At 80.4% G+C, this 373-nt stretch carries 1 pseudogene; it reads right to left on the minus strand.

Features of this window, described 5'->3' with window-relative positions:
- Positions 1-373 (minus strand): annotated as a pseudogene (locus tag G3I42_RS33880) (hypothetical protein); the annotation flags it as partial.

A 373-nucleotide genomic window follows, 5' to 3' on the forward strand; every position in this document is an offset into this window, starting at 1 on the left:
GTGGCCCGGGTGCACGCCCTCGGCGACCGTGACGAGGCCGGCGGGCAGCCGGGCGTCGAGCTGGGCGGCGAGGGCCTGGAGCAGGGCACGCGAGGCCCGCTCGTCGCCGTCCACGCTCAGCACGGGCGGGCCGACGGTGAGGTCGAGGAAGACGCACGCCGGTGCGCCGTCCGCGCGCTGCGCGCCGAGCGCCACGACGAGTGGCCGCTCCTCGGCCGTACGGACCGCGACGAGCGGCAGGGCGGTACGCGCCGAGGTCCACGGCTCGGGCGAGCCGAGCCCGGCGAGCAGCACCGTGACGTTCTCCGGGCCGACCAGCGCGGCGTACGGGCGTCCGCCCGCCCCGGGGTCGCGCGCGGCGGCGGCCAGCGCG

Source organism: Streptomyces sp. SID11385 (assembly GCF_010548245.1).
In the GTDB taxonomy this organism is placed as follows: Bacteria; Actinomycetota; Actinomycetes; order Streptomycetales; family Streptomycetaceae; genus Streptomyces.